The organism is Flavobacterium sp. GCM10023249 (assembly GCF_042653365.1).
In the GTDB taxonomy this organism is placed as follows: Bacteria; Bacteroidota; Bacteroidia; order Flavobacteriales; family Flavobacteriaceae; genus Flavobacterium.
In genome coordinates this window covers 70392-92730 of sequence record NZ_JBHSHZ010000016.1, presented here as the reverse complement: position 1 = coordinate 92730, position 22339 = coordinate 70392, and the positions used below count along the sequence as shown (strand labels likewise).

The window sequence follows — 22339 nt, the reverse complement described above, 5'->3', positions numbered from 1 at the left end:
AAAAAAACTGTAATTTTGGGCTTCGATGTAAAATTATGTATTTTAAGTCGGTTTTTCAAATATAACGCAAATTCTGTGCCTTTATGTCATCACCTATATATATATTAGCTATTGAAAGTTCTTGCGATGATACTGCAGCTGCAGTTTTGCAAGACAATAAAGTCTTGTCGAATGTTGTTGCACGTCAAGAAATTCATGAAGAATTTGGAGGTGTAGTTCCTGAATTGGCCTCTAGAGCTCATCAGCAAAACATCGTACCGGTAATCGATGTGGCTATTAAAAAAGCCGGAATCACGAAAGAACAGTTATCCGCAATAGCTTTTACTCAAGGTCCAGGATTAATGGGATCTTTATTAGTTGGTGGCTCGTTTGCCAAATCTATGGCGATGGCTTTAACCATTCCTTTAATTGCAGTGAATCACATGCATGCACATATTTTAGCTCATTTTATTGATGAAGAAGGATATGATAAACCCAATTTCCCATTTCTTGCCTTAACCATTTCAGGTGGACATACGCAAATTGTAAAAGTCAATAGTTTTTTTGATATGGAAATCATTGGTGAAACAACTGATGATGCAGTAGGCGAAGCATTTGATAAATCTGCGAAAATATTAGGACTTCCCTATCCCGGTGGGCCTTTAATTGATAAATTTGCCAAAGAGGGTAATCCAAAAGCGTATCAGTTTACGAAACCTAAAGTTGATGGCTTAAATTTCAGTTTTAGCGGACTAAAAACACAGATTCTATATTTCATTCAAAAGAATGTTAAAGAAAACCCTGATTTTATTGAAGAAAACAAAGCTGACATTTGTGCTTCTATTCAAAATATTATCATTCAGATCTTGATGGATAAAATTAAAATGGCTGTAGAGCAAACTGGTATAAAAGAGATTGCCATTGGTGGTGGCGTTTCTGCCAACTCGGGTATTCGTGAAACTTTGAAGGCAACCGAACAGAGATACGGATGGAAGACTTTTATACCGAAATTTGAATATACGACCGACAATGCTGCTATGATTGGAATTGTTGGTTATCATAAATTTTTAGAACAACATTTTAGTGATGCTTCAACTGTGTCTAAAGCAAGAATAGAGTTTTAATATGCAATTATTTTACAACCCTGACATTACTGGTGATTCCAAAGAGTTTTCATTTGACAAAGAGGAAAGCAAGCACATCGTTAAAGTGTTACGCAAAAAAGAAGGTGATATTTTACATGTTACCAATGGATTAGGCTTTTTATTTATTACCAAAGTCATTTTAGCTTCGGAAAAAAAATGTACTATTAGCATAACTTCTTTTGAAAAACACAATCCAACCGATTTTTACATACACCTTGCAGTAGCACCAACCAAAATGAACGATCGTTACGAATGGTTTTTGGAAAAAGCTACCGAAATAGGCATTCACGAAATCACTCCTATTATCTGTGATCACTCGGAGAGAACCACCATAAAGACAGAACGTTTTGATAAGATTCTACAATCAGCAATGAAACAATCCAATCAGTTCTATTTACCCCAATTGAATGAACCGATTAGTTTTAAAAATTTTATCAAACAACCACACGACGGAAATTTATACATAGCGCATTGTGAAGAAACATCCAAAAAACTGTTAAAAGAAGAAATTCAGCCCAAACAAAGATATACTTTGCTAATTGGTCCAGAAGGAGATTTTTCCGAAAAGGAAATTCAAATCGCATTGGAAAATAATTTCATTCCGGTATCTTTGGGAAATACAAGGTTACGAACTGAAACTGCAGCAATTGTCGCTTGCCATAGTTTCGTCTATTCAAACGAGTAAAATATGAGAACAATCCTAGCACTATTTCTGTTTACGGTAAGTAATTTCGGTTTTTCACAAGAAATAGCCTTATTAAAATACAACGGAGGTGGTGATTGGTATGCCAACCCTACATCATTACCCAATTTAATAAAGTTCTCCAATTTAAACAATAATACACGTATAAAAAGCAAGAACGCAACTGTTTCTCCAGGTAGCCCGGATATTTTTTCCTATCCTTTTCTACACATGACAGGTCATGGCAATGTTGTATTCAACAATCAAGAAACCGAAAATCTGAGAAATTATCTAACATCAGGAGGTTTTTTACATATTGATGATAATTATGGTATGGATAAATACATCCGAAAAGAAATCAAAAAAATATTCCCCAATAACAATCTAATCGAAATTCCTTCTTCGCATTCTTTATTTCAAAAACCTTATCAATTCCCTAATGGATTACCCAAAATTCATGAACATGAAGGCGGAAGACCACAAGCTTATGGTATTTTTATCGATAATAAACTAGTACTCCTATACACATTCGAATGCGATTTAGGAGATGGTTGGGAAGATGCTGAAGTACACAATGACCCTAGAGAAGTTAGAGAAAAAGCGCTAAAAATGGGCGCTAATATTTTGAACTACGTTTTTAATAATTAATTTACCAATCCGTAACACATAACGTTTACAAAATTTCATCAAAAATATAATTAAGAATATAACTACAAAAAAATTCATATTTGCTAGTTTCAATATTCTTTTTTTATTTTTCTTTCAAATTTTAACCCCAATATTTACGGATAATTCGGTTATGTTATTGATTTTTAACATCTAAAAATTTTTTTTTATGAAATTAAATTTATAGTATTGTTAAATAATTTTGAAAAAAATTACTAATCATTTAACTAAACCAAACAAATTATGAAAAAACTATTATTGTCAGCTTCTGCTGCCTTATTATTATTTTCTTGTCAAAAAGACAACACTTCTGAAGATCAATCTGCAAACGTTGCTGCTCACAGAGGCTGTGCATCACATGCAGTATTAGAACAACAAATTAAAGAAAATCCTCAATTAGCTACTAGAATGGCTGATATAGAGAGATTCACAAACGAAGCAATGAAAACTGGACGTTTAGTTAATGGGAAAATTGAAATTCCAGTTGTGTTCAATGTATTATATAGAACCAGTGCTGAAAACATTTCTTTAGCACAATTACAATCACAAATCGATGTATTAAACAAAGACTTCAATGCTGCTAACTCAGATTATAATACTGCAAACAACCCTTATTCTTCAGTAAGAGCTAATGTTGGTATTTCTTTTGTGCTTGACCAAGTAATCAGAAAATCAACTACAAAATCTTCTTGGGGAACAAGAGATGCGATGAAAAAATCAAAGCAAGGTGGAATTGATCCGACATCTCCAACTACAAAACTTAATTTTTGGGTATGTACAATTGGCGGCGGTATCTTAGGATACGCTCAATTCCCTGGAGGTTCTTCTGCGACAGATGGTGTTGTTTGTGATAGCAAATACACAGGATTATCAGGAACTGCTAACGCTCCATTCAACCTAGGAAGAACAGCTACTCACGAAGTAGGTCACTGGATGAACTTACGTCACATTTGGGGTGATGCTACATGTGGATCTGACTTAGTAGCTGATACTCCAGTTCACAATACAGCTAACTATGGTGTTCCTGAAGTAGGTCATAGATCAACTTGTACTGGCACTCCACTTGAAATGTATATGAACTACATGGATTATACTGACGATAGAGGTATGTACATGTTCTCTTTGGGACAAAAATCAAGAATGGATGCAATCTTCGCTGCAGGAGGTGCTAGAAATTCTTTTGCTCAACCATAATAAACAAAAAACAAATTTACAAAACCCGTCCAAAGGACGGGTTTTGTTGTTTTAAGCATTTACTTTAAATTAAAATCTATTTTTCGGTTAATTCATTGTGATTTATTCATAATGTTCAATTTTTTTTTAAACATAATATATTCACTAACAATACGATAGAATAAAATACAATTTAACAATTAATAAATAATTAATTAAAACTTTGATAATATATCAATAATTATTAGTATTGCATCGGAATAATTCAATTCCAAAGACAAATAATTAATTAAACCAAAAAACCCCAATCATGAAAAAATTATTATTGTCTGCTTCAGCAGCATTATTAATGTTCTCTTGTCAAAAAGATGACAATTCTACAAATCAAGAACAAGCAAACGCTACAGCTCACAGAGGTTGTGCTTCACACGAAGTGTTAGAAAGACAAATGAGAGAAAATCCAGAGTTAGCTTCTAAAATGGCTCAGATTGAAAAATTCTCTAACGAAGCTATGAAGACAGGTCGTTTAGTAAATGGAAAAATAGAAATTCCTGTTGTATTTAACGTATTGTACAGAACTTCTGCTGAAAACATTTCTTTAGCACAATTGCAATCTCAAATCGATGTATTAAACAAAGATTTCAATGCTGCTAACTCTGATTATAATACAGCTAACAACCCTTACTCTACAGTAAGAGCCAATATTGGAATTACTTTCGTACTAGATCAAGTAATCAGAAAATCAACTACAAAATCATCTTGGGGAACTAATGATGTAATGAAAAATGCGAAAAGAGGTGGTATTGCTCCAACTTCTCCAACAACTAAATTAAACATTTGGGTGTGTACAATTGGAGGTGGAATCTTAGGTTATGCGCAATTCCCTGGAGGCTCTTCTGCTACTGATGGTGTTGTTTTAGATTCTAAATACACGGGTAACACAGGTACAGCTACTGCACCATTCAACTTAGGTAGAACAGCAACTCACGAAGTAGGCCACTGGATGAACTTACGTCACATTTGGGGTGATGCTACTTGTGGAAATGACCAAGTTGCGGATACTCCAGTTCACGATACAGCTAACTATGGCGTTCCTGCTGTTGGTCACAGATCTACTTGTACTGGTACTCCACTTGAAATGTACATGAACTACATGGATTACACTGACGATAGAGGTATGTATATGTTCTCTTTAGGACAAAAATCAAGAATGGATGCTATCTTCGCGGCTGGAGGTGCTAGAAATTCTTTTGCTCAACCATAATATTTAGATTACATAATATTAATTTAAACTCACCTTCGGGTGAGTTTTTTTTATTCAAACATCACTGAATCAAATAATTATAAAAAAAAGTATTGATTTTTTGTAAGTATTTATTAACAAATAAAATATTTAAACCCCCTTTAAATACAATAGTTAACAGAGTTATTAACAATTGTAAATAACAGCCTATTTATTTAATCATTACTAAACATTTAATTAAAACTTTGATAATATCATAAATTTATTTAGTATTGCATCGGAAAAATAAAATTTCCAAAAACAAATATTAATCAAACCAAACAAACCCAATTATGAAAAAATTATTATTGTCTGCTTCAGCAGCATTATTAATGTTCTCATGTCAGAAAGATGACAATTCAACAAACCAAGAACAAGCTAGCGCTACTGCACACAGAGGATGTGCTTCTCACGAAGTTTTAGACAGACAAATGAGAGAAAATCCTGCTTTGGCTGGAAGAATGGCAGAAATTGAAAAACTAACTAACGAAGCTATCGCTAATGGAAGATTAGTAAATGGTAAAGTACAAATTCCTGTTGTATTCAACGTTTTGTACAGAACTTCAGCTGAAAACATTTCTTTAGCACAATTACAATCTCAAATCGATGTATTAAACAAAGATTTTAATGCTGCTAACTCTGATTATAATACTGCAAACAACCCTTACTCTTCGGTAAGAGCAAACGTAGGTATTTCTTTCGTACTTGATCAGGTAATCAGAAAATCGACTACAAAAACTTCATGGGGTACTAATGACGCTATGAAGAAATCATCTCAAGGTGGTCTTAACCCAACTTCACCAACTACTAAATTGAACTACTGGGTATGTACAATCGGTGGTGGAATTTTAGGTTATGCTCAATTTCCTGGAGGTTCTTCTGCAACTGATGGAGTTGTAATTGATTCTAAATATACTGGTAACACAGGAACAGCAACTTATCCATTCAACTTAGGTAGAACAGCAACTCACGAAGTAGGTCACTGGATGAACTTACGTCACATCTGGGGTGATGCTACTTGTGGATCTGACTTAGTATCTGATACTCCAGTTCACAATACAGCTAACTATGGTGTTCCTGCAGTAGGTCACAGATCAACTTGTTCTGGCACTCCACTTGAAATGTATATGAACTACATGGATTACACTGATGATAGAGGTATGTATATGTTCTCTAATGGTCAAAAATCAAGAATGAGCGCTATTTTTGCTTCTGGAGGTTCAAGAAATTCTTTTGCTCAACCATAATATATAGCAATAAAAAATAAGTAAAACTCGCCTTTTTGGCGAGTTTTTTTATTGGGTAAGTTTTAGTATTTTTAAAGCCTCAAAATCTATCAAGTAGTGGAAACTAAAACTATTCTTTCTCAAGAAATCCAATCCTTCATTGAGGAATCATTGAGTGTAAACTTTTCAAAATTAGCACTACAAAAAAATCCATTCCCGGAAGTTTCTTGGAATGAAATCTTAACCCAAGTTGCTTCCAAATCCAAAGCAAAAGAAAAATTACCTACCTGGTATAAAACAAAAGGTATTATTTATCCAAGCAAGTTATCAATTGAACAAACATCATCAGAAACAACAGCGAAATACAAAGCTTCCTTGATTTCTGGTACCAATATTATTGATCTCACTGGAGGATTTGGCGTAGATGATTATTATTTTTCAAAGAATTTCAATGAAGTGATTCACTGTGAACTTAAAGAAGAATTGCAAAACATTGTTAGCAACAATATCGAACAATTACAAATTTCAAATATAAAATCATATCATGGTGACAGTACTGAAATTTTACAACATTTAAACCAGCGTTTTGATTGGATTTATATTGATCCTTCCCGCAGAAATGAGGCCAAAGGCAAAGTTTTCATGTTAAAAGATTGCCTCCCAGACGTACCTACAAATCTAAATCTTTACTTTAAGTATACGAATTCAATTTTAATAAAAACTGCACCAATTTTAGATATAGCAGCTGGAATTAACGAATTGAATTACATCAAAGAAATACATGTCGTGGCTGTAAATGGAGAAGTTAAAGAATTATTATGGATCTTGGAAAATAATTATTCCGGTAAAATAACCGTCAAAACTATTAATTTCAACAAAGAAATCGAAGAAGCTTTTCAATTTACTTTAGACGCAGAATTAAAAACACCAGATTATAGCCTACCTAATAGTTATATATATGAACCAAATGCTGCGATTTTAAAATCGGGTGCATTCAATCAAATTGCCATAAATTATAACATTCAAAAACTTCATCAACACTCCCATTTGTACACTTCAAGTAATTTAATTGATTTCCCCGGAAGAAAATTTAAAATCCGCACGGTTTTTGAATATAACAAATCCAACATGAAGACTCACCTACTTGACCAAAAAGCAAACATTACCACTAGAAATTTTCCCGAATCTGTTGAAAACATCAGAAAAAAATGGAAAGTCAAAGATGGTGGAGTACTTTTCGCTTTTTTTACGACCGATTTGAATAACAATAAAATTGTCTTACTTTGCGACAAAATTTAGAAACAATGAAATACAAAATACTTTTCTTTTTAATACTCTTACAATCGATAGCTTTTGCACAAAAACCATGTGAGCTTGCTACTAATATAAAAGATTCTATCGGAACCTATAAGGAAACCAAAAGTTGCTTAGTCTATGAAAAAGTTTTTGGGAATTCTGCTCAATTGATTTTTTTATCATTAGCAAGTGAAAATGACATCCCAGTATTAAAGGTTCAAATCATTCAAAAAAGTAAAGATTTCATTACACCAAAATGCATAGACACCGCATCAAAGCTTTTCTTTCAATTATCAAATGGAAAAGTCTATTCTCTTGTATATGCAGATGAAGGGAAATGTGACAACTTAATCTATAACGAGACTGAAAAGGAAAATAATCGCTTTCTAGAGGCTACCTTTTTCTTTTTAAAGAATGATTTTGAAGATTTAAGAAAACATTCAATTTCTCTAATGAAAATAAACTATTCATCAGGCGCAGTTGATTATGTTCTACCAAAAGAGATTATTTCAGAAAAACTGAATACCACCTTCAAACCCGAGACTTTCTTTAAAGACAATTATGATTGTTTATTTAGTGACAGTGCCAAGTAAAATTTGATATTTTATCTTTCTTGGAGCCTATTAAATTATAGTGCCACCATTCAGAATCAAATGCTTCGAATCCATTTCGGAGCATTATTTTTTTCAAAAGCTTTCTATTCTTAAGAATCTTTCTATCCAATTGATCATAAGCATGTGCGGATTCTGGCCCGAAGTGATCAAAAGCTGTTCCCATAGCTAACTCGTTTCCATTTTCATCTACTAAAGTAATATCAACTGCTCCTCCTCTATTATGTATTGAACCTTTAGCTGGGTTGGCTACATAATTTGGATTGGACACAATAGCCCACATTTTTTTTTGAACATCCAAAGGACGGTAACAATCGTACAACTTAATTTTATAGCCTTTTTTAGCAAAATATTTACTTGCATTTACAAGCGCTTTTACTGTTTTTAAACGAAGATAACATTCATCGCAATCGTATACTTTCGTTTTTAAAAAGTTGTCATTTGTAGCATATTTCATATCAAAAACAACTTCTTTAGTGTAATCTTTAATATTAACAAATGTAGTGTCAGAAACTTCTTGCGCTTGATTTACTTGAAAGAAAAATAAAAAAAGAAGTGGGAAATATAATTTCATCTTTTAGTTTTATTGGAAATATACTTAAAAATAAGGAATAAAAAAAGCCTCACGAATGTGAGGCTTTGTGATCCAATCAGGATTCGAACCTGAGACCTACTGCTTAGAAGGCAGTTGCTCTATCCAGCTGAGCTATTGGACCTCATTTTAGTAAACTAAAACAATTTGTCATCTTAGTCGGGGTGGCAGGATTCGAACCTGCGACCTCCTGGTCCCAAACCAGGCGCGATGACCGGGCTACGCTACACCCCGAAAGCAAAAAAAAGCGGAGAGACAGGGACTCGAACCCTGGCGACGGTTACCCGTCGACAGATTAGCAATCTGCTCCGTTACCACTCCGGCACCTCTCCTATTGCAAAGAACTTGACCTTTTTTGCGGTTGCAAATGTAGCATAACAAAGTATTAATACCAAGTTTTTCAAGCATTTTTTTTACATTTTTTTTACATTAAATTTTTAAAACCTAATAATCAGCACTATAAGAATTCATAAATTTTAAAATCTAAATAATATCTTAATCAAAATCTCTGTTTCCATTAAAATTAGTAAATTCGCAAAACTAAATTATAGAACACAAAATGAAAAAAGTTGTTATTGTTTCAGCTGCTCGTACACCAATAGGTAGTTTCATGGGAGCTTTATCAAGCGTATCTGCTCCACAGTTAGGTGCAACTGCTATTAAAGGAGCTTTAAATAAAATCAATTTAGACCCTGCTTTAGTAAATGAAGTGTATATGGGGAATGTAGTTCAAGCAGGTGTTGGACAAGCCCCAGCAAGACAAGCTGCCCTTTTTGCAGGATTATCCAATGAAGTTGCTTGTACAGCTATAAATAAGGTATGTGCTTCAGGAATGAAAGCTGTTATGTTGGGTGCACAAGCTATTATGTGTGGTGATGCAGAAATCGTTGTAACAGGTGGTATGGAAAACATGAGTTTAATTCCACATTATGTACACATGAGAAATGGCGTAAAATTTGGGCCAACATCTTTTGTAGATGGTATGCAGAAAGACGGACTTGTAGATGTATACGACCAACAAGCCATGGGTGTTTTTGCTGATTTATGCGCAACTGAACACAATATAAGCCGTGAAGAACAAGATAATTTTGCGATTCAATCGTATACACGTTCTGCTAATGCTTGGGATGCTGGCAAATTTGATGCAGAAATTGTTCCTGTCACTATTCCACAAAGAAAAGGCGATCCAATAGTCGTTAATAAAGACGAAGAGTACACTAATGTTAAATTAGATAAAATCCCTACACTTAATGCAGTATTTACAAAGGAAGGAACTGTTACGGCTGCCAACGCCTCAACCATTAATGATGGAGCTGCTGCTTTGGTTTTAATGAGTGAAGAAAAAGCAACTGCCTTAGGATTAAAACCTCTTGCTTATATCAAAGGATATGCAGACGCAGCACAAGAACCAAAATGGTTCACAACAGCACCTGCAAAAGCTTTACCAAAAGCTTTAGACAAAGCTGGAGTTTCGTTAGCTGATGTTGATTTCTTTGAATTTAACGAAGCCTTTTCTGTTGTAGGTTTAGCCAATGCTAAAATTTTAGGGTTAGACAATGAAAAAGTGAATGTAAACGGTGGTGCAGTATCATTAGGCCATCCTCTTGGATGTTCTGGCGCAAGAATCATCGTTACTTTAATCAATGTTTTAGAACAAAACAATGCAAAAATTGGTGCTGCAGCTATCTGTAATGGTGGTGGTGGTGCTTCTGCAATTGTTATAGAAAGAGCTTAAATAAAATTTATAAATCATGGGTTGTAAACAATATAATTACAACTCATGATTCATAACCCCTAATTGTATTCAATGTTTGGTATTTGTAATCTAGCCAATATCCCCTTACGTATTGAACCAAGTGACAGAAGTGAACTCGTTTCACAAGTTCTTTTTGGTGAACATTTCATAATTTTGGAACAGCAACAAAAATGGTCTAAAATCAAATTGGCGTTTGATGATTACGAAGGCTGGATTGACAATAAGCAATACAAATCAATCACAGAAGAACAATACCATCAACTTAGTAAAGACAGTATTATTCTAAATGCGGATTTAATTGAATATGTTACATCTCCAGACAATTTATTAATGCCAATTCCTTTAGGTGCCTCATTATCGTTCTTGAATTATGAAAGCATCAATACGGAAAATCTTTCATTTGAAGGAATTAAAGTAAGTGGTATCAAACCCAAGCAAAGCCTTATTGAAACTGCATTCATGTATTTGAATGCTCCTTATTTATGGGGTGGAAAAACACCATTTGGCATTGACTGTTCTGGTTTTACACAGATGGTCTACAAACTAAATGGTTTTCATTTATTACGAGATGCCTCTCAACAAGCAACTCAAGGTGATGCACTAAGCTTTATCGAAGAAAGTGAGCCAGGAGATTTGGCTTTTTTTGATAACGAAGAAGGAAATATCATTCACGTTGGCATCATCATGGAAAACAACTACATCATTCATGCCAGCGGAAAAGTTAGAATTGATCGGTTAGATCATTTAGGAATTTATAATGCAGAAACAAACAGACATACTCACAAGTTGAGAGTTATCAAAAAAGTTATATAAAAAAAGTCCTGAAATAAATCAGGACTTTTTTATAATCTTCTCTTATTATTTTTTTGCTTTTAATGCTTTTGCTTTATCCGTCATATCCAAAGCGTAGTACATATTTAAAAGCGTACTTTTTATATCCTCATCATTACCGAATAATTCGTTTGCTTTTTCTAAATAAGGAATAGCTGACTTATACATTGCTGCTCGTTTAGCCTTTAAAGCGTCATACTTTTTATTATCCGCATCAGAAGTTCCTAATTTATTCATTGCTTCAACAATTTCTTTTTCTCCATCTAATTTAAGAACAGAAAGATTCATGTAAGCATTTTTATAATTAGGATCGATTTGAATGGCTTTTAAATAATAACCTTCCGCATCAATTTTAGCCTGTTTTTCAGTCGATTGACTAGTAATTACACCTAAGTTATAATATAAATCGGCATTACTCGGATTCTTCGCTAATGCTTCAGATACCAATTTTTTATACATTTCATAATCCTTAGTCTGCAAATACAAATCCGCTTCTGATAAAATCAAAGAAGTATCTTCTGGATTATTTGCTCTTGCTTCTCCCATAGATTTTTTTGCAGCAGCAATATCACCTTTTTGTATATACAATAATGAAATATTTTTCGCAATTTCTCCTCTTTTTGAAGGTACATTCTCTGTTTTTGGCTCATAGTGAGTACCAATTTTCACAGCTTGATCTCTTTGTGCAGCTGTAGGGAAAGTTTGCTCTTGATCATTAGCTTTGAATTTAGCGGTATAATTTGTTGCTTTACCGGAATATTTTACATCTTTTAATTTTTTGTAATAATCCAAAGCCAAATCATAATCCTGTGCATTCAAAGCATAGTTCGCAGCATAATAAAGCATAACCGTGTCTTTTTTGTCAATTGAATACGTTTGATACAATTTCAAAGCACCTGTTTTGAATTTTTTAGCATCAATATCAGCAATTGCACTATTACGAACTGCATCCTTTAATTCTGTCAAAGAAGTTTGAGCTTGAGTAGTATATTTTACTTTTCCTGAATTTTCTTCAGTAAGAATTAAATCACCATAAGCTTTGGCAGCTTCCGATAAATTTTTGTCTGTATCAACTTTCTTTTTAGCCAATTCGAAAGCAGCATTCCCTTTTAAGAAATAATATTGTGCTTTTTGTGCATCATCAGCATTTACAATCATATTATCAATTCCTGCCAAAATTTCTTTAGCTTCGGCTGCATTTCCTGATTTTAAAGATTTTTCAGCCGCTTTTAATTGATCTTTTTGCGCAAAAGTCGCTATCGATGCAAATAAAGCAGTAGCAATTGCTAAATTTTTAATTTTCATTTTTCAATTTTTAAATTATTTATTCTTGGTTTTCATTTTCTACTGAAGTTGTACCTTCAATAGAATCATTAGTATTTTCTTCATTTTCATCACTCTCATCAGATTCCTCTTCACGCATTACTTTACATACAGCAGCAATAGAATCTTTTCCTTTGATATTGATAAGACGAACTCCTTGCGTTGCACGTCCCATAACTCTTAAATCCGATACTTTCATACGAATAGTCAAACCAGATTTATTGATAATCATCAAATCATCTTCATCAGTAACATTGTTAATTGAAATCAACGCTCCTGTTTTTTCTGTGATATTTAATGTTTTAACACCTTTTCCTCCACGGTTAGTAATACGGTATACATCTTCACCATCTTCATCAACCAATTTAGTACGTTTTCCGTAACCATTTTCAGTAACTACTAACAATTGAGTTTCGTTCACATCTTTCGTATCTACAGAAACCATGCCAATTACTTCGTCCTTCTCGTCAGCTAGTGTAATTCCACGTACTCCCGATGCTGTACGTCCCATTGGTCTTGTTTTTCCTTCCTCGAAACGAACTAGTTTACCCGACTTCACAGCTACTAAAACCTGACTTTCACCAGTAGTTAGTTTTGCTTCTAACAATTCGTCACCTTCTTTAATAGTAATTGCGGCAACACCATTTGTTCTTGGGCGAGAATATTGTTCTAAAGAAGTTTTCTTCACTTGACCTTCTTTAGTAACCATAATTACATAATGGTTATTAATATATTCTTGATCTTTCAAATCTTGTGTACAGATGAATGCTTTCACCTTATCATCTTGTTCTATATTGATCAAATTCTGAATCGCTCTTCCTTTTGCCGTTTTACTTCCCTCTGGAATTTCGTAAACACGCATCCAGAAACATTTTCCTTTTTGAGTGAAGAACAACATATATTGGTGATTTGTAGCTACGTACATATGCTCTAAGAAATCAGCATCACGTGTTCCGGCAGATTTTTGACCAACCCCTCCTCTATTCTGTGTTTTATATTCAGAAAGAGAAGTTCGTTTGATATATCCGGCGTGTGAAATAGTAATTACTACTTGTTCATCAGCAATCAAATCTTCTATACTTACATCACCACCTGAATATTCTATTGTTGAACGACGCTCATCTCCGTACTTGTCTTTGATTTCATTCAACTCATCCTTAATCACTTGCATTCTCATCTCTTTACTTGCAAGTAATTCTTTCAAATAGTTGATGGTTTTCATGATTTCATCATACTCAGCACGCAATTTATCTTGCTCAAGACCCGTTAATTGACGTAAACGCATCTCAACAATTGCACGCGCTTGAATTTCAGACAAATTGAAACGTTCGATTAATTTTGCTCTTGCTTCATCCCCATCTTTAGACGCTCTAATTAACGCGATAACTTCATCGATATTATCTGAAGCAATAATCAAACCTTCTAAAATGTGCGCTCTTTCTTCCGCTTTTCTTAGATCAAATTGTGCTCTACGGGTTACTACTTCGTGTCTGTGTTCCACAAAATGATGAATCAAATCTTTTAAATTCAACATTTGTGGACGACCTTTTACCAATGCAATATTATTTACACTAAAAGAAGATTGTAATTGTGTATATTTATAAAGAGTATTTAAAACCACATTAGGAACCGCGTCACGCTTTAAAATATAAACGATACGCATACCATTTCTATCCGATTCATCACGGATAGTAGAAATACCTTCAATCTTTTTATCATTAACTAAATCGGCTGTTTTTTTAATCATTTCAGCCTTATTCACTTGATATGGAATTTCGTTAACTATAATCGCTTCACGCCCGTCAACTTCTTCAAAACCAACTTTAGCACGAATAACTACACGTCCTCGACCAGTTTTAAAAGCCTCACGAACACCATCCATACCATAAATCACACCACCTGTTGGGAAATCTGGAGCTTTGATATGAGTGATTAATTCGTCAATTTCAATATCATTATTGTCAATGTAAGCTAACGTACCATCTACAACTTCAGTTAAGTTATGAGGCGCCATATTGGTAGCCATACCTACTGCAATACCCGAAGCACCATTCACTAACAAGTTAGGAACTTTAGTAGGCATCACTTTAGGTTCTTCCAAAGTATCATCGAAGTTCAACTGGAAATCTACCGTCTCTTTTTCAATATCAGCCAACATCTCTTCAGAGAACTTTTTCATTCTCGCCTCTGTATAACGCATTGCCGCTGGACTATCCCCATCAATCGAACCAAAGTTACCCTGTCCATCCACCATCAAATAACGCAAACTCCAATCCTGAGCCATACGAACCATGGCATCATAAACGGATGAATCTCCATGTGGGTGATATTTACCCAGAACCTCTCCCACGATTCTGGCAGATTTTTTATGAGCTCTATTTGAATATACTCCTAATTCATGCATTCCAAACAATACTCTACGGTGTACTGGTTTCAGACCATCTCTTACATCAGGTAATGCACGCGACACAATAACCGACATCGAATAATCGATGTAAGCTGATTTCATTTCGTCTTCAATGTTAATTGGAATTAACTTTTCTCCTTCAGACATAAGTATTTATGTTATTAATTTATTTATTATACAAAACGCGCTAATATACGTATTTCTGATTTTTTTTTCCGCATACAACACATCTTATTTCAACTTTTTATTAACAATAAAACCTACTGGTTTAGTTAATAAATTAAGGTAATTTTAACTTGCTTTTCAAAATATTTTTCGTCAATTAGCTGTCAGTACTACCATGTCAGGAATGATTTTTGCTTTTCCTTTCATAAATCATTAAATTTACATTCAAATCCTTCTTAAGTTATGGATGATAATTTTTCACCAAGAGTCAGAGATGTAATTACTTACAGCAAAGAAGAGGCCTTACGTTTAGGTCACGACTTTATTGGAACAGAGCATCTGATGCTTGGAATTTTAAGAGATGGAAGCGGAACAGCCATTACTATTCTTAATAATTTGTCAGTTGATTTAGATCATTTACGACGAAAAGTTGAAATTTTAAGCCCTGCAAATCCTAATCCCACAACAGGTAATGATAAGAAAAACTTACATCTTACCCGTCAAGCAGAACGTGCGCTAAAAACTACTTTCTTAGAAGCTAAAGTTTTTCAAAGCAGCACTATCAGTACCGGACATTTGTTATTGTGCATTTTACGCAATGAAAATGATCCGACCACTAAATTATTAAACAAGCTGAAAATCGATTATGATACAGCTAAAGAACAATACTTAACTATGATGCCAAACGAAGAAGATTTTCAAGACAATTTTCCTAAGAACGAGTCTTCATATGGAGATGATTCAGGACAAGATGACAGTTTAAGAGAAGGTAATTTCAACAACCCTGCCAATAAATCCAATAAAAAATCTAAAACTCCAGTTTTAGATAATTTTGGACGTGATTTAACCGAAATGGCAGAGGAAGGAAAACTAGATCCGGTTGTTGGACGCGAAAAAGAAATTGAACGCGTTTCTCAAATCTTGAGCAGAAGAAAGAAAAACAACCCATTACTAATTGGTGAGCCCGGAGTTGGTAAATCTGCAATCGCAGAAGGACTGGCTTTGCGTATCATCCAAAAGAAAGTTTCTAGGATTTTATACAACAAAAGAGTAGTAACACTGGATTTAGCCTCTTTGGTTGCTGGTACAAAATACCGTGGCCAATTCGAAGAGCGTATGAAAGCAGTTATGAATGAATTGGAAAAAAATGACGATATCATTCTTTTCATTGATGAAATTCACACTATTGTTGGTGCAGGTGGAGCAACAGGTTCATTGGACGCGTCAAATATGTTCAAACCGGCGTTGGCCCGTGGCGAAATCCAATGTATTGGTGCTACAACCTTGGACGAATACCGTCAGTATATTGAAAAAGATGGCGCCCTAGAACGTCGTTTCCAAAAAGTGATTGTTGATCCGACTTCTATTGAAGAAACCATCACCATTCTAAACAATGTAAAAGGAAAATACGAAGACCACCACAATGTAATTTACACACAAGAAGCTATTGAAGCATGTGTAAAATTAACTGAACGATACATGTCGGAAAGATTCCTTCCAGACAAAGCAATAGATGCCATGGACGAAGCAGGTTCACGTGTACACATTACCAACATCGATGTTCCGAAGCAAATTTTGGATTTAGAACGTCAATTGGAGGAAGTGCGTGAATTGAAAAATTCTGTTGTTAAAAGACAGAAATATGAAGAGGCTGCAAAACTCCGTGATGACGAAAAACGTTTGGAAAAAGAATTAGCCATTGCACAAGAACAATGGGAAGAAGATTCTAAAAACAATCGTATTCAGGTAACCGAAGACAATGTAGCTGATGTAGTTTCTATGATGACTGGAATACCGGTTAATCGTATCGCTCAAACTGAAAGCAATAAGTTAGCAAAACTACCTGAATTAATTGAAAATAAAGTAATTGGACAAAAAGATGCTGTTCAAAAAATTGCACGTGCCATTCAACGTAATCGTGCTGGATTGAAAGATCCAAACAAACCGATTGGTTCGTTTATTTTCTTAGGTCAGACTGGTGTAGGTAAAACACAATTAGCTAAAGTGTTAGCCAAAGAATTATTTGATTCTGAAGATGCATTGGTTCGTATTGACATGAGTGAATATATGGAAAAATTTGCCATTTCAAGATTAGTTGGAGCGCCTCCGGGATACGTTGGGTATGAAGAAGGTGGGCAATTGACAGAAAAAGTTCGTCGCAAACCTTATTGTGTGGTACTTTTAGATGAAATTGAAAAAGCACATCCAGATGTTTTCAACATGATGTTACAAGTTTTAGATGACGGTTATTTAACAGACAGTTTAGGACGTAAAATCGATTTCAGAAATACAATCATCATCATGACTTCAAATGTAGGTGCCCGTCAATTGAAAGATTTTGGTCAAGGCGTTGGTTTCGGTACTGCTGCTAAAGTGGCTCAAGCTGATGATAATTCGAAAAGTATTATCGAAAATGCATTGAAAAAAGCATTTGCTCCTGAGTTTTTAAATAGAATTGATGACGTAATCGTTTTCAATGTATTGGAAAAAGAAGACATCGATTTAATTATCGAAATCGAATTAAAAAAACTGTATGGTCGCGTTAAAGATCTTGGATATAACTTAAGATTATCCGACGAAGCAAAAGCATTTATTGCCGAAAAAGGATTTGACAAGCAATTTGGAGCAAGACCGCTAAAACGTGCAATCCAAAAATATGTTGAAGATGCTCTAGCTGAAGAAATAATTACTTCCAAAATACATGATGGAGACATCATTGAAATGGATTTAGATCCTGACGCACAAGAGCTTAAGGTAAAAATTAAAAAAGCAGAAAAGCCTACTAATTAGTAGGCTTTTTTATTTAAAATAATATATTATCTTAGTTTCTTGAATATAAAATAAGACTATGCCTCAGAACAAAGTAATTATTGGTAGTGAAGAATGGTGCTCATTCCCCGATTTGAATATTCCATATATTAAAGCAAGGGTGGACTCTGGCGCCAAAACATCATCTCTTCATGCCACTAATATAGTACCTTTTACAAAAAACGGAGAAGATTGGGTGAAATTTGATATCAATCCTCTTCAAAACAATAGCAAATTAGTCAAACATTGTGAAGCAAAACTAGTTGACAAACGCGTTGTCAAAAGTTCAAGTGGTTATCGAGAACAACGCTATGTCATCCAAACTGAATTAAAAATAGGAGAATCGAATTGGCTTATTGAAATGACATTAGCCAATCGTGATTCCATGGGATTCCGCATGCTTTTAGGGCGTGAAGCCATGATTGGAAAATTATTGGTTGACCCAGAAGAAAAATACCTATTAGGACAACCTTCATTTGACGAAATCAAAAATTATTATCACGTTACAAGAGAAACCAAACAAGGTTTACGAATTGCATTATTAGCCAGTAATCCAGAGTTATATAGCAATCGTAGAATTATGGAAGCAGGTGAAATGAGAGGTCACCAAATGGAATTCTTAAACATCAAGGAATGTTATATTAAACTTGATGCCAACACTCCAGAAATACATTACAGAGGTGGTAGGGTTTTAGATAATTTCGATGCAGTTATTCCAAGAATACGTCCGAGCATGACGTTTTACGGCTGTGCTTTAACGAGACAGTTTGAAGCGATGAAAGTTTTTGCTTTGAATTCAGCTGCTGCGATTACACAATCAAGAGATAAATTATTTTCGCTTCAATTGTTATTACGAAATGGTGTTGACATTCCAACAACTGGGTTTGCCAATTCTCCATTAGACACTAATGATTTGATTAAAATGGTAGGTGGTTCTCCCCTAATCATCAAACTTTTGGAAGGAACACAAGGAAAAGGAGTTGTTTTAGCAGAAACCAAAAAAGCAGCCGAATCCGTTATCAATGCTTTCAAAAGTCTAAATGCGAATATCTTAGTTCAAGAATTCATCAAAGAAGCCAACGGAAAAGACTTGCGTTTGTTTGTTGTTGATGGCAAAGTGGTTGCGGCTATGCAACGTGAAGCTGCACCTGGTGAGTTTAGAGCTAACATCCATATGGGTGGAACAGCATCGGTCGTAAAAGTTACAGCCGATGAGAAAAAAATAGCTATAAAAGCTGCCAAAGCGATGGATTTAAAAGTAGCCGGCGTTGATATTATTCGTTCTTCTAAAGGCCCACTTTTACTGGAAGTCAACTCTTCTCCTGGATTAGAAGGTATAGAAGGCGCAACTCACAAAGACATCGCGGGCGAAATGATTAAAGCGATAGAAAAGAATTTTAAAATTAGAGTATGAATCCGTACATAGACATTGTATTGCGAAGCGTAGCCGTCTATTTTTTTATGGTAATCGCCTTACGTGTCTTCGGAAAGAAAGAGTTATCCCAACTCAATACTGCTGATATAATCCTAATTTTATTAATTAGTAATTCTGTTCAGAATGCTATGGTTGGCTCTGATTCTTCATTATTAGGAGGAATCATTGCAGCTTGCGTTTTATTTATCGTCAATTCGGTTTTTAAAAAAATAATGCTAAAATCGTCTTTCGTAAAAGAATTGGTTCAAGACAAACCTGAAATCCTTATTCATAACGGAAAAACTGACTATAAGACATTGGCTCGATTGGGTATAACTTCTGAAGAATTGGATGAAGCGATGCGTGAGCATGGAGTAATGCATCATAATGAGGTAAAACTTGCCATGTTTGAAATTGATGGTAACATTAGCATCATATCAGGAAATGAAAATTTAAAACAAACCAAACACAAAAGAAAGATCCATAAATCTCTTATTTAATTGGTTACATTAAAAAAAAATCTGACTCTATCCGTTTAAAAACTTAATTGATTATCAATTTTATTCTAATCAAACTTTAATCAATACGAAATGAACAAAAACAGACTCGAAGCTTTTAGTGACGGAGTTCTTGCCATTATCATCACAATTATGGTACTAGAACTAAAAATCCCTGACGGGACGAATTTAAAAGCGCTTTTACATTTGTTTCCCATATTCGTTAGTTATATTTTGAGTTTCATTTATGTTGGTATTTACTGGAACAATCACCATCATATGATGCACACCGTTAAAAAAGTTACCGGAAGTATTTTATGGGCCAACCTCCATTTACTTTTCTGGCTTTCTTTAATCCCTTTTGCTACGGCATGGACCGGCGAACATCATTTTGCACCATTTCCTATGTTTTTTTATGGCTTCATACTTCTTATGTGTGGAATTGCATACAACATTCTTCAAAAGCAAATCATCAAAACGCAAGGTGAAAATTCATTACTCGCTAAAGCAATTGGAAAAGATATCAAAGGAAAAATCTCACCTATTTTGTATTGTATAGCCATATTATCGACCTATTTTCATGAAGTATTCTCGGGAATAATTTATATTTTAGTTGCTTTGATGTGGTTAATTCCTGACAAAAGAATAGAAAAAATAATCGATAACGAATAATTTCAGTATTATGGAAATGCGAACACAATGCGAAAAATGTACTACCGAATTAAATCATCAGTCGGAAGCCTACATTTGCAGTTACGAATGTACCTATTGTTCCGATTGTTTTCGTAAATTGAAAGCAGTTTGCCCTAATTGCTCGGGCGAATTAGTTATCCGACCTAAACGCAAACCAACAACCGAATAATATGCCAACAATTTACCATGATTTCTCAATCAATGTTCCTGCAGAGCGAGTTTTTGAAACAGTTTCAACTCCTTATGGATTAGATAATTGGTGGACGCAACGCAGTAGTGGAAAACAGGAAATAGGCTCTGTATTTAACCTCCATTTCTCAGATGAATACAATTGGTTTGCAGAAATTACCATATTAAAACACAATCTGCAGATTGAATTTTCAATAAACAAAGCTATGGAAGAATGGATGCCAACTAGCTTTGGTTTTATATTAACCGAAAAAAAACAAGGTGTCACATCGGTAGAATTATCATAAAGACTGGACAACAGAAAGCAAAGAATTTAAAGTTGCCAGTTATTGCTGGGCCAATTTATTACGCCAAATGAAACAATACTTAGAAGAAGGAATAATAACACCATTTAACGAAAGAAATTAATTATGAACATCATTGCAACTATTATTATCGCTTTTGTAATTTTCATCCATGCTTATATCGTTTGGCTGGAAATGTTTGCTTGGACCACGCGAGCTAAAAAAGTTTTCAGAAGTATTCCCGAACATTTATTTGAACCCACAAAAGTTTTGGCCGCGAATCAAGGATTATACAACGGATTCTTAGCCGCTGGTTTGCTTTGGTCGTTGATAATTCAAGATGAAAATTGGAGTAAAAATGTAGCTTTATTTTTTCTAGGATGCGTTGCAGTTGCTGGCATTTATGGTGCCGTAACCGCTTCAAAAAGAATTTTATATGTTCAGACTGTGCCAGCCGTTTTAGGAATTCTAGCTGTTCTTTTCCTTTAATTTAATTGGAATGTAAATGGTTTCTTCTGAGTCTGGATCCATTGGATCATATTTTCCTTCGGGAATAATTTCAAAATGCGGACGAGAATTATCCAATTCATATACAGATGCAGGAATCCATTCTGAAAATATCTTTTTAAAAAATACAGGAGCTTGTACGATATTTCCTTTATAAGGAAAAACTGCATACAAGCCTCCTGTTAAATTGAATTTTTGTAATTCAGTAGGTAAATTCTCAAAATCTGTAACTTCGACCAAAGCCCATTTAACAAATTGCAACGTTGGATCTTCCATAAAATCATTCGGATACATCTGCAATGAAATACGCTCTCCTCCTACTTTATTCGGTATTTCTTTAACTTTTGGCATAAAACCACCCCACAATTGCGCAGTTTTATTTTCAATAAAAGACATTGTTAGTGAATTCCCAACTAATTTTTTTTCTGCCAAATCTGTTGTCCTAAACTCCATCATAGCTTATAAATTTAACCCAGTTTTACTACATCAATGCTAAAAAAATGAGCCAATTCCGAAGCAAGTTCTTTCGCTTCCCTTTCTGACAATTGTTTTTTTATTATAAAATCCTGATGCAAATAAAACTCAAAATAAACAAACCAACCTGTATTGGTTGTAGCACTATTATAATCAATTCCAATTTTTTTCAATTGATGATAATCAGTTATTCTTTTATGATTGCTATACAGACCTTTCTCTTTTATTTCCAATAATCTCTTCCCATTTTTTCTCCATTCAACGTAAGATTCAAAATTTATTAGCATGAATAGTCCAAAGACAATAAAATAACCAATAAAAAAAGTATACGCAATATTA

Annotated in this window: 22 protein-coding genes and 3 tRNA genes; 17 read left to right on the top strand and 8 right to left on the bottom strand. The window is 34.2% G+C overall.

The annotated features are described in order from the left end of the window. Positions 1 to 83: 83 nt before the first annotated feature. The 8 genes from tsaD (at position 84) to ACFO7M_RS13905 (ending at position 8042) form a co-directional block, all read left to right on the top strand. Complete coding sequence (tsaD, locus tag ACFO7M_RS13940) at positions 84 to 1103, top strand: tRNA (adenosine(37)-N6)-threonylcarbamoyltransferase complex transferase subunit TsaD (protein ID WP_379736310.1); 1020 nt, start codon at positions 84 to 86, stop codon at positions 1101 to 1103. Between the two features lies 1 nt (position 1104). Next, complete coding sequence (locus tag ACFO7M_RS13935) at positions 1105 to 1809, top strand: 16S rRNA (uracil(1498)-N(3))-methyltransferase (protein ID WP_379736308.1); 705 nt, start codon at positions 1105 to 1107, stop codon at positions 1807 to 1809. 3 nt (positions 1810 to 1812) lie between these two features. Continuing rightward, positions 1813 to 2454, top strand: coding sequence for a DUF4159 domain-containing protein (locus ACFO7M_RS13930; protein WP_379712802.1), 642 nt, complete (start codon positions 1813 to 1815; stop codon positions 2452 to 2454). Between the two features lie 261 nt (positions 2455 to 2715). Beyond that, positions 2716 to 3666 carry a zinc metalloprotease gene (locus tag ACFO7M_RS13925; protein ID WP_379712804.1) on the top strand — a complete coding sequence of 317 codons (951 nt, stop codon included), beginning with the start codon at positions 2716 to 2718 and terminating at the stop codon, positions 3664 to 3666. Positions 3667 to 3955: 289 nt separating this feature from the next. Continuing rightward, positions 3956 to 4909: a zinc metalloprotease gene (locus ACFO7M_RS13920; RefSeq protein WP_379736307.1), complete on the top strand. Its 954-nt coding sequence runs from the start codon at positions 3956 to 3958 to the stop codon at positions 4907 to 4909. A 311-nt stretch (positions 4910 to 5220) separates the two neighbouring features. After that, complete coding sequence (locus ACFO7M_RS13915; protein ID WP_379712808.1) at positions 5221 to 6174, top strand: zinc metalloprotease; 954 nt, start codon at positions 5221 to 5223, stop codon at positions 6172 to 6174. 96 nt (positions 6175 to 6270) lie between these two features. Then, on the top strand, positions 6271 to 7452 hold the full coding sequence (locus tag ACFO7M_RS13910; RefSeq protein ID WP_379736305.1) for a THUMP-like domain-containing protein: 1182 nt from the start codon (positions 6271 to 6273) through the stop codon (positions 7450 to 7452). A 5-nt stretch (positions 7453 to 7457) separates the two neighbouring features. After that, positions 7458 to 8042, top strand: coding sequence for a hypothetical protein (locus ACFO7M_RS13905; protein ID WP_379712812.1), 585 nt, complete (start codon positions 7458 to 7460; stop codon positions 8040 to 8042). Here ACFO7M_RS13905 and ddpX read toward each other — a convergent pair. The 4 genes from ddpX to ACFO7M_RS13885 all read right to left on the bottom strand — a co-directional run bounded on the left by ddpX (position 8023) and on the right by ACFO7M_RS13885 (position 8984). Next, positions 8023 to 8634: a D-alanyl-D-alanine dipeptidase gene (ddpX, locus tag ACFO7M_RS13900; protein WP_379712814.1), complete on the bottom strand. Its 612-nt coding sequence runs from the start codon at positions 8632 to 8634 to the stop codon at positions 8023 to 8025. The two genes, ACFO7M_RS13905 and ddpX, sit on opposite strands and share 20 nt — an antisense overlap. A gap of 68 nt (positions 8635 to 8702) precedes the next feature. Further along, positions 8703 to 8776 (bottom strand) — tRNA-Arg (locus ACFO7M_RS13895). Between the two features lie 35 nt (positions 8777 to 8811). Next, positions 8812 to 8886, bottom strand: a tRNA-Pro gene (locus ACFO7M_RS13890). 14 nt (positions 8887 to 8900) lie between these two features. Continuing rightward, a tRNA-Ser gene (locus tag ACFO7M_RS13885) sits at positions 8901 to 8984 on the bottom strand. A gap of 227 nt (positions 8985 to 9211) precedes the next feature. Between ACFO7M_RS13885 and ACFO7M_RS13880 the strand changes: the two genes are divergently transcribed. After that, the gene (locus ACFO7M_RS13880; protein ID WP_379736303.1) at positions 9212 to 10387 is read left to right on the top strand and encodes an acetyl-CoA C-acyltransferase; all 1176 of its coding nucleotides are present in this window, start codon (positions 9212 to 9214) and stop codon (positions 10385 to 10387) included. Between the two features lie 72 nt (positions 10388 to 10459). Continuing rightward, complete coding sequence (locus ACFO7M_RS13875; protein WP_379712818.1) at positions 10460 to 11221, top strand: NlpC/P60 family protein; 762 nt, start codon at positions 10460 to 10462, stop codon at positions 11219 to 11221. Positions 11222 to 11266: 45 nt separating this feature from the next. Here ACFO7M_RS13875 and ACFO7M_RS13870 read toward each other — a convergent pair whose 3' ends face one another. Continuing rightward, positions 11267 to 12544 carry a hypothetical protein gene (locus tag ACFO7M_RS13870; RefSeq protein ID WP_379712820.1) on the bottom strand — a complete coding sequence of 426 codons (1278 nt, stop codon included), beginning with the start codon at positions 12542 to 12544 and terminating at the stop codon, positions 11267 to 11269. Between the two features lie 19 nt (positions 12545 to 12563). Continuing rightward, on the bottom strand, positions 12564 to 15116 hold the full coding sequence (gyrA, locus tag ACFO7M_RS13865) for a DNA gyrase subunit A (protein WP_379736301.1): 2553 nt from the start codon (positions 15114 to 15116) through the stop codon (positions 12564 to 12566). Between the two features lie 261 nt (positions 15117 to 15377). Here gyrA and ACFO7M_RS13860 point away from each other — a divergent pair, with 261 nt between their 5' ends. The 7 genes from ACFO7M_RS13860 (at position 15378) to ACFO7M_RS13830 (ending at position 21508) form a co-directional block, all read left to right on the top strand. Further along, a complete protein-coding gene (locus tag ACFO7M_RS13860; RefSeq protein WP_379712824.1) occupies positions 15378 to 17924 on the top strand; it encodes an ATP-dependent Clp protease ATP-binding subunit in 2547 nt (848 codons plus the stop codon). 58 nt (positions 17925 to 17982) lie between these two features. Continuing rightward, a complete protein-coding gene (gene rimK / locus ACFO7M_RS13855; RefSeq protein ID WP_379712826.1) occupies positions 17983 to 19356 on the top strand; it encodes a 30S ribosomal protein S6--L-glutamate ligase in 1374 nt (457 codons plus the stop codon). Then, entirely contained in the window at positions 19353 to 19856 is a 504-nt protein-coding gene (locus ACFO7M_RS13850) for a DUF421 domain-containing protein (RefSeq protein WP_379736300.1), read from the top strand. Before rimK ends, ACFO7M_RS13850 begins: the two co-directional genes overlap by 4 nt. 90 nt (positions 19857 to 19946) lie before the next feature. Further along, complete coding sequence (locus ACFO7M_RS13845) at positions 19947 to 20525, top strand: TMEM175 family protein (protein WP_379736298.1); 579 nt, start codon at positions 19947 to 19949, stop codon at positions 20523 to 20525. Positions 20526 to 20535: 10 nt separating this feature from the next. Continuing rightward, complete coding sequence (locus ACFO7M_RS13840) at positions 20536 to 20715, top strand: DUF1272 domain-containing protein (RefSeq protein WP_379736296.1); 180 nt, start codon at positions 20536 to 20538, stop codon at positions 20713 to 20715. A gap of 1 nt (position 20716) precedes the next feature. After that, positions 20717 to 21022, top strand: coding sequence for a hypothetical protein (locus tag ACFO7M_RS13835; RefSeq protein WP_379736294.1), 306 nt, complete (start codon positions 20717 to 20719; stop codon positions 21020 to 21022). Positions 21023 to 21145: 123 nt separating this feature from the next. Continuing rightward, positions 21146 to 21508, top strand: a complete 363-nt coding sequence (locus ACFO7M_RS13830) for a DUF1304 domain-containing protein (RefSeq protein ID WP_379736292.1) — start codon at positions 21146 to 21148, stop codon at positions 21506 to 21508. Here the strand turns inward: ACFO7M_RS13830 and ACFO7M_RS13825 are convergent. Both ACFO7M_RS13825 and ACFO7M_RS13820 read right to left on the bottom strand, forming a co-directional pair. Beyond that, the gene (locus ACFO7M_RS13825; protein WP_379736291.1) at positions 21488 to 21982 is read right to left on the bottom strand and encodes a GyrI-like domain-containing protein; all 495 of its coding nucleotides are present in this window, start codon (positions 21980 to 21982) and stop codon (positions 21488 to 21490) included. The genes ACFO7M_RS13830 and ACFO7M_RS13825 overlap by 21 nt on opposite strands. An 11-nt stretch (positions 21983 to 21993) precedes the next feature. Continuing rightward, positions 21994 to 22287 (bottom strand): hypothetical protein, encoded by a 294-nt coding sequence (locus tag ACFO7M_RS13820; RefSeq protein WP_379736289.1) that lies wholly within the window; start codon positions 22285 to 22287, stop codon positions 21994 to 21996. Between the last annotated feature and the right edge of the window lie 52 nt (positions 22288 to 22339).

Bases quoted from the DNA above. Each gene is read 5' to 3' on its own strand.
- ACFO7M_RS13915 (WP_379712808.1), top strand. From the start codon at position 5,221: ATGAAAAAATTATTATTGTCTGCTTCAGCAGCATTATTAATGTTCTCA.
- rimK (WP_379712826.1), top strand. From the start codon at position 17,983: ATGCCTCAGAACAAAGTAATTATTGGTAGTGAAGAATGGTGCTCATTC.
- ACFO7M_RS13830 (WP_379736292.1), top strand. From the start codon at position 21,146: ATGAACATCATTGCAACTATTATTATCGCTTTTGTAATTTTCATCCAT.
- ACFO7M_RS13905 (WP_379712812.1), top strand. From the start codon at position 7,458: ATGAAATACAAAATACTTTTCTTTTTAATACTCTTACAATCGATAGCT.
- ACFO7M_RS13880 (WP_379736303.1), top strand. From the start codon at position 9,212: ATGAAAAAAGTTGTTATTGTTTCAGCTGCTCGTACACCAATAGGTAGT.
- ACFO7M_RS13820 (WP_379736289.1), bottom strand. From the start codon at position 22,287: ATGCTAATAAATTTTGAATCTTACGTTGAATGGAGAAAAAATGGGAAG.
- ACFO7M_RS13930 (WP_379712802.1), top strand. From the start codon at position 1,813: ATGAGAACAATCCTAGCACTATTTCTGTTTACGGTAAGTAATTTCGGT.
- ACFO7M_RS13925 (WP_379712804.1), top strand. From the start codon at position 2,716: ATGAAAAAACTATTATTGTCAGCTTCTGCTGCCTTATTATTATTTTCT.
- gyrA (WP_379736301.1), bottom strand. From the start codon at position 15,116: ATGTCTGAAGGAGAAAAGTTAATTCCAATTAACATTGAAGACGAAATG.
- ACFO7M_RS13825 (WP_379736291.1), bottom strand. From the start codon at position 21,982: ATGATGGAGTTTAGGACAACAGATTTGGCAGAAAAAAAATTAGTTGGG.
- ACFO7M_RS13860 (WP_379712824.1), top strand. From the start codon at position 15,378: ATGGATGATAATTTTTCACCAAGAGTCAGAGATGTAATTACTTACAGC.
- ACFO7M_RS13870 (WP_379712820.1), bottom strand. From the start codon at position 12,544: ATGAAAATTAAAAATTTAGCAATTGCTACTGCTTTATTTGCATCGATA.
- ACFO7M_RS13840 (WP_379736296.1), top strand. From the start codon at position 20,536: ATGGAAATGCGAACACAATGCGAAAAATGTACTACCGAATTAAATCAT.
- tsaD (WP_379736310.1), top strand. From the start codon at position 84: ATGTCATCACCTATATATATATTAGCTATTGAAAGTTCTTGCGATGAT.
- ACFO7M_RS13835 (WP_379736294.1), top strand. From the start codon at position 20,717: ATGCCAACAATTTACCATGATTTCTCAATCAATGTTCCTGCAGAGCGA.
- ddpX (WP_379712814.1), bottom strand. From the start codon at position 8,634: ATGAAATTATATTTCCCACTTCTTTTTTTATTTTTCTTTCAAGTAAAT.
- ACFO7M_RS13935 (WP_379736308.1), top strand. From the start codon at position 1,105: ATGCAATTATTTTACAACCCTGACATTACTGGTGATTCCAAAGAGTTT.
- ACFO7M_RS13875 (WP_379712818.1), top strand. From the start codon at position 10,460: ATGTTTGGTATTTGTAATCTAGCCAATATCCCCTTACGTATTGAACCA.
- ACFO7M_RS13845 (WP_379736298.1), top strand. From the start codon at position 19,947: ATGAACAAAAACAGACTCGAAGCTTTTAGTGACGGAGTTCTTGCCATT.
- ACFO7M_RS13920 (WP_379736307.1), top strand. From the start codon at position 3,956: ATGAAAAAATTATTATTGTCTGCTTCAGCAGCATTATTAATGTTCTCT.
- ACFO7M_RS13850 (WP_379736300.1), top strand. From the start codon at position 19,353: ATGAATCCGTACATAGACATTGTATTGCGAAGCGTAGCCGTCTATTTT.